A 5,703-nucleotide genomic window follows, 5' to 3' on the forward strand; every position below is an offset into this window, starting at 1 on the left:
CATCTCGACCCATCGGTCACTCGATGAACAAGGTAGCGGCCGAATCTTAATTGAAACTGAATAAAACGCTCTAGGACGCGTGTTCCAGGTCACATAAAACGTGACCAGACTAATACGTAAGCGTGCTCTTCAGTACTCAACCATAGGCCAATTGTCCTCAAATCAACGACATTTGGCGACCCGGCGGACAAAAGGCTTCGCAGTCCAGATTGAACCCCTCCCGGTGATTGAGTCCCAGCCGTTTGATCGCTTTGGCAAAGCGCTGCGCCAGCAGGTCCGCAAACGGGCCTTCACCGCGCATCCGCGCACCARAGCGGCTGTCATACAGTTCGCCACCACGGCTCTGGCGAATCAGGCTCAGGACATGCGCTGCCCGTTGAGGGTAGTGGGCCGCCAGCCATTCCTCGAACAGGGGCGCCACTTCCAGCGGTAAGCGCAGCATCATGTAGGCGGCGCTCTGTGCCCCGGCACCGTGGGCCTCGGCGAGCAGACTTTCGAGTTCGCTGTCGTTGATCATCGGAATCATCGGTGAACACAGCACGCCCACCGGGATGCCTGCATCGCGCATGACCCTGATCGCCCGCAACCGGGCCTTGGGCGCCGCGGCGCGCGGTTCGAGGATGCGTTTGAGTTCGTCGTCCAGGGTGGTCAGGCTGATCATTACCGCAACCAGTCTTTGGCCGGCAAGCTCGGTCAACAGGTCCAGGTCGCGAAGAATCAGCGATCCCTTGGTGACGATGGTCACCGGATGCCGATAGCGCAGCAACACTTCGAGGGTTTGCCGGGTGATCTTGTATTCACGCTCGATCGGTTGATACGGGTCGGTGTTGGAACCGAGGTTGATTGGTGCACATTGATAGCCACGTTTGGACAACTGCTCCTCCAGCACATCCACGGCGTTGGTCTTGGCGATCAGCTTTGTCTCGAAATCCAGCCCCGGCGACATGTCCCAATAGGCGTGACTGGGGCGCGCATAGCAATAAATGCAACCGTGCTCGCAGCCGCGATAGGGATTGATCGAGCGATCGAAGGGCAAGTCCGGCGACGTGTTGCGGGTAATGATGGTTTTCGCCTTTTCGATCTGCACCTCTGTGCCTTGGGTGATCGGCACTTCCTGGTACCAACCATCGTCTTCAGCCACCGAACGGTTCGGGGCGAAGCGGTTGTGCGGATTGGTCGCGGTGCCGCGGCCACGTGGGGGCAATGGCGTGTGCATGGGGGAGAATCCTGACTGCTGTATGCACATACAGTATATCGACAACGATCAGCCGACCAGTGCCGTTCGGCATTTTCTCAGCGCTCATATATCGCAAAGTTGTTGAACGGCAACTAAGAGATACATATTGTGGCTGGTCATCTCATAAGAAATATCGCTATTGTCTTTTCCGCAACAAACGTAAACATGGATATTTTTTAAAAAGGACTTAATGATGTCATTTTTCAATCGTCGCGGTATTTTTCTGCAAAAGCTTGGCCCAACAATAGTCGACCCAAACGAAGTGCTTGTCTCAATGCAGTTCGCATTGAAAGAAGAAGATTGGGACGCTGAAAATAACCTGGGGACCACAGCTTTACTGGACTCTACCATCCTCATTGCATCGTCCCATGACGGTGGCCAATCGTTCAGCCTCGGTAATATCAACAAGGATATCGATGGTGACGGCGATATTGACGCCGATGACAAGGCTAAACTTCTGGCCCTGGCTAAAGCCTATGTCAGTATTGCCAGGCCTTGATCAGTATTTATAGAAAATTCAGACACAGCTAATTAGCCCTGGTCGAACTTAGCATTCGACCGGAGTACTTTTACTGCAAGTATTAGTTCATCGATATTTTACGAATCCATCATGTTTAGTGAAAACAACCACCAAGCTATCTGCTTCACGATTCTTTGACGAACAGCTCACAGACCTTTGACCGTGCATGGCAGACCCTTGTCAGCATCTTCCCGTCCCTTTCTGAACGGTCGCTCAAGCATGCCTCTATCACGAATTTTATCTGCAATATGCCTGTCGTTGGTTGCACTCGCTAACCTGACACTGGCACTTGCTGACGACAGCGCGACGCAGCGTCCGGCGGACTGGGCCCAACCGGTCGAGAAGCAATACAACCTCTTCCAGATGTCGCCGACGCTCTTTCGCAGCGCCTTGCCGGACAAGGGCGCGGTGCCGCTGCTGGAGAAGCTGAAGGTGGGCACGGTGATCAACTTCCTGCCTGAAGCGGACTCCAGTTGGTTGTCAACGCCAGGCATCACGCAAGTACAGCTGCCTTATCGCACCAACCACGTGGATGACGCCGATGTGCTCAAGGCCTTGCGCGCCATCAAGTCGGCCGAAGCCAAAGGCCCGGTGCTGATGCACTGCAAACACGGTTCCGACCGTACCGGCCTGATGGCGGCCATGTACCGGGTTGTCATCCAGGGCTGGAGCAAGGAAGAGGCACTGAACGAAATGACCCAGGGTGGCTTTGGCGACAGCACCCATTTCAAGGACGGTATTCGCTACATGATGCAGGCCGACGTGGACAAACTGCGCACGGCGCTGGCCAATGGCGATTGCAGCACCAGCCCGTTCGCCGCGTGCTCGATGAAGAGCTGGTTCAAGTCCGCTCATATCGAATAAAAAAAGCCCCCGCGGCATTGCGCAACGGGGGCTTTTTTTCACTCAGTGTTGTTCGTCCGGCTTTTTCTTCAGTTTCGGGTTCGGGAAGAACTGAACCGCCTGAACCTTGGTGTCGGCTGGTTTGAGTGCACTGGTATTAACCCGCGTACCCAACTCCTTGGGCACCGACAGCCCTTGCTCATTGAGTGTGTCGGAGTAACCGCAGGCCACGCACTCACGGTGCGGGACCTGGTCTTCGTTCCACATCATCAACTTGTCCGGCTCGCTGCATGCCGGGCAGACCGCCCCGGCGATAAAGCGTTTTTTCGTAATCACAGGTCCCTCGCTCATGCTGCTGCGTCCTCACTCAGGCCGCTATGGCGCAAGAGTGCGTCAATCGATGGCTCACGGCCACGGAAGTCGACGAACAGCACCATAGGCTCCTGGGAACCGCCGCGTGCCAGGATCGCTTCACGGAAGGCGCGACCGGTGTCGGCGTTGAGCACGCCTTCTTCTTCAAACTTCGAGAACGCATCGGCCGACAGCACTTCAGCCCATTTGTAGCTGTAATAACCCGCGGCATAACCACCGGCGAAGATATGCGCAAAGCTGTTGGGGAAGCGGTTGTAGGCCGGCGGGCGCATCACCGAGACCTCGTCACGCACGCCTTCGAGCACTTGCAGCACGCTGCGGCCGTCGCCGTGGGTCGCGTGCAATTCGAAGTCGAACAGAGAGAACTCCAGTTGGCGGACCATCATCAGGCCGGACTGGAAGTTTTTCGCCGCGAGCATTTTCCCGAGCAGGTCCTGAGGCAGCGGTTCGCCGGTTTCATAATGACCGGAAATCAGCGCCAGGCCTTCCGGCTCCCAGCACCAGTTTTCCATGAACTGACTTGGTAGTTCGACGGCATCCCAGGCCACGCCATTGATGCCGGACACCCCAGCATGCTCGACGCGGGTCAGCAAGTGATGCAGGCCGTGACCGAATTCATGGAACAGGGTGGTGACTTCATCGTGGGTCAGCAGCGCAGGCTTGCCGCTGTCGGCCGGGGTGAAGTTGCACACCAGGTTCGCCACCGGGCTTTGTAGCACGCCGCCAGCGGTACGACGACGGTCCCGGGCGCCATCCATCCAGGCCCCGCCACGCTTGTTGGCACGAGCATACAGGTCGAAGAAGAAGCGGCCGACATGCTGGCCGTTTTCCTTGATCTCGAACAGGCGGACATCCGGGTGCCAGGTGTCGAAGCCTTTGAGCTCGGCGATTTCGATGCCGTACAGTCGCTGAACAATGGCAAACAGACCACTCAACACCTTGTCGATCGGGAAGTAGGCGCGCAGGGCTTCCTGGGCCACGCTGTAACGCTGTTCACGGAGTTTTTCACCGTAGAAACCGCTGTCCCAACTCTGCAGATCCGGGCAGCCTTGTTCGGCGGCGTAAGCCTTGAGCTGCTCCAGATCCTGGGCGGCGAACGGCTTGCTGCGCTTGGCCAGATCACGCAGGAAACTCAGCACCTGATCGCTGGATTCAGCCATTTTGGTCGCCAGGCTCAGCTCGGAGAAACTACTGAAACCCAACAGCTTGGCCAGTTCCTGACGCAGGTCGAGGATTTCTTCCATGACCGGGCCGTTGTCGTTCTGACCGGCATTCGGTCCCTGGTCCGACGCACGGGTGCAGTAAGCCGCATAAACTTCTTCACGCAGTGCGCGGTCCTGGGCGTAGGTCATCACCGCATAATAGCTCGGGAATTCCAGCGTGATCAGCCAGCCATCCAGATCCTTCGCCTGGGCCGCGGCGGCCATTTGTGCCTTGGCGGAATCCGTCAGGCCGGTGAGGGCGGCTTCATCGGTGATGTGTTTGGTCCACGCCTGAGTGGCGTCGAGCAGCTGGTTGGAGAAACGGCTGCCCAGCTCGGACAGCTTGCTCTGCACTTCGGCGTAACGCTTCTGCTCGGCTTCCGGCAGGTCGATACCCGACAGGCGGAAGTCACGCAGGGAGTGCTCCAGGATAGTTTTCTGCGCGACGTCGAAACCGGCCGCTTCCGGGCTGCTGGCCAGGGCTTCGAAGGCCTGGAACAGTTCGCGGTTCTGACCCAGTTCGGTGGAGTAGGCGCTCAAGGCCGGCAGGCACGACTCGTAGGCTTCACGCAGTTCAGCGCTGTTGCACACGGCGTTGAGGTGGCTGACCGGGCTCCAGGCGGCGCCCAGGCGGTCGTTGAGCTCGTCCATCGCCAGTACCAGACCGGCCCACGTTGGCTGTTTGACCTGGGTCTTGAGGATCTCGACGATGGCAGCGCGGTTGTCAGCCAGGATCTGTTCAATGGCCGGTTGTACGTGTTCGGCGCGGATGGCGGAGAACGGCGGCAGGTCATAGGACTGCAAAAGAGGGTTGTTCACGCTCACGGTTGATACCTTGGCTGGAGAAACATGCAACCATCTTAATTACAATCGACGTTCACCGCAGCTATCAGCAACAGAGAGAAACCCTATCGTGAACCTTCGCAAGTATCAGAACCACACGCCGCTGCTGGGTAAAGGCGCTTTTGTAGACGGCTCGGCGGTGGTGATCGGCGATGTTGAAATCGGTGAAGACAGCTCGGTCTGGCCGCTGACAGTGATCCGTGGCGACATGCACCGCATCCGCATCGGTGCGCGCACCAGCGTGCAGGATGGCTGCGTGTTGCACATCACCCACGCCGGGCCGTTCAATCCGGATGGCTTTCCATTGCTGATCGGCGATGACGTGACCATCGCCCACAAAGTCATGTTGCATGGCTGTTCGGTGGGCAGCCGGGTGTTGATCGGCATGGGCAGCATCGTCATGGACGGTGCGCTGGTCGACGATGATGTGATCATTGGTGCCGGCAGCCTGGTGCCGCCGGGCAAGCATCTGCAAAGCGGCTTCCTGTATGTGGGCAGCCCGGTGAAGCAGATCCGCCCGCTGACCGACAAGGAGCGCGCCTTTTTCACCTACAGCGCGGCGAACTACGTGAAGCTCAAGGACCTGCATCTGGCCGAAGGTTACGACCAGCTTTGACCCGGCCCTCTTATTCAGGATTCGACATGCATTACCAAACCGTTTTGTTCGACCTCGATGGCACCCTGAC

At 57.8% G+C, this 5,703-nt stretch carries 6 protein-coding genes; 3 read left to right on the plus strand and 3 right to left on the minus strand.

The window, feature by feature from the left end; all coding sequences use genetic code 11:
- Positions 1–157: 157 nt before the first annotated feature.
- Complete coding sequence (locus tag ACXRVY_RS15445) at positions 158–1,216, minus strand: PA0069 family radical SAM protein (RefSeq protein WP_458237699.1); 1,059 nt, start codon at positions 1,214–1,216, stop codon at positions 158–160.
- A 214-nt stretch (positions 1,217–1,430) separates the two neighbouring features.
- Between ACXRVY_RS15445 and ACXRVY_RS15450 the strand changes: the two genes are divergently transcribed.
- Both ACXRVY_RS15450 and ACXRVY_RS15455 read left to right on the plus strand, forming a co-directional pair.
- Entirely contained in the window at positions 1,431–1,736 is a 306-nt protein-coding gene (locus ACXRVY_RS15450) for a hypothetical protein (protein ID WP_223459168.1), read from the plus strand.
- A 240-nt stretch (positions 1,737–1,976) separates the two neighbouring features.
- A complete protein-coding gene (locus tag ACXRVY_RS15455) occupies positions 1,977–2,621 on the plus strand; it encodes a dual specificity protein phosphatase family protein (protein ID WP_223459166.1) in 645 nt (214 codons plus the stop codon).
- 42 nt (positions 2,622–2,663) lie between these two features.
- On the opposite strand, the gene ACXRVY_RS15460 is transcribed toward ACXRVY_RS15455, so the two are convergent.
- Positions 2,664–2,951: a YheV family putative zinc ribbon protein gene (locus ACXRVY_RS15460; RefSeq protein ID WP_008018424.1), complete on the minus strand. Its 288-nt coding sequence runs from the start codon at positions 2,949–2,951 to the stop codon at positions 2,664–2,666.
- Positions 2,948–4,999, minus strand: a complete 2,052-nt coding sequence (gene prlC / locus ACXRVY_RS15465) for an oligopeptidase A (protein ID WP_223459164.1) — start codon at positions 4,997–4,999, stop codon at positions 2,948–2,950. The genes ACXRVY_RS15460 and prlC overlap by 4 nt, the downstream gene beginning before the upstream one ends.
- An 88-nt stretch (positions 5,000–5,087) precedes the next feature.
- Between prlC and ACXRVY_RS15470 the strand changes: the two genes are divergently transcribed.
- The gene (locus tag ACXRVY_RS15470) at positions 5,088–5,633 is read left to right on the plus strand and encodes a gamma carbonic anhydrase family protein (protein WP_223459162.1); all 546 of its coding nucleotides are present in this window, start codon (positions 5,088–5,090) and stop codon (positions 5,631–5,633) included.
- Positions 5,634–5,703: the final 70 nt, after the last annotated feature.

The sequence above is a fragment of the Pseudomonas sp. P5_A2_2 genome, from assembly GCF_054177685.1.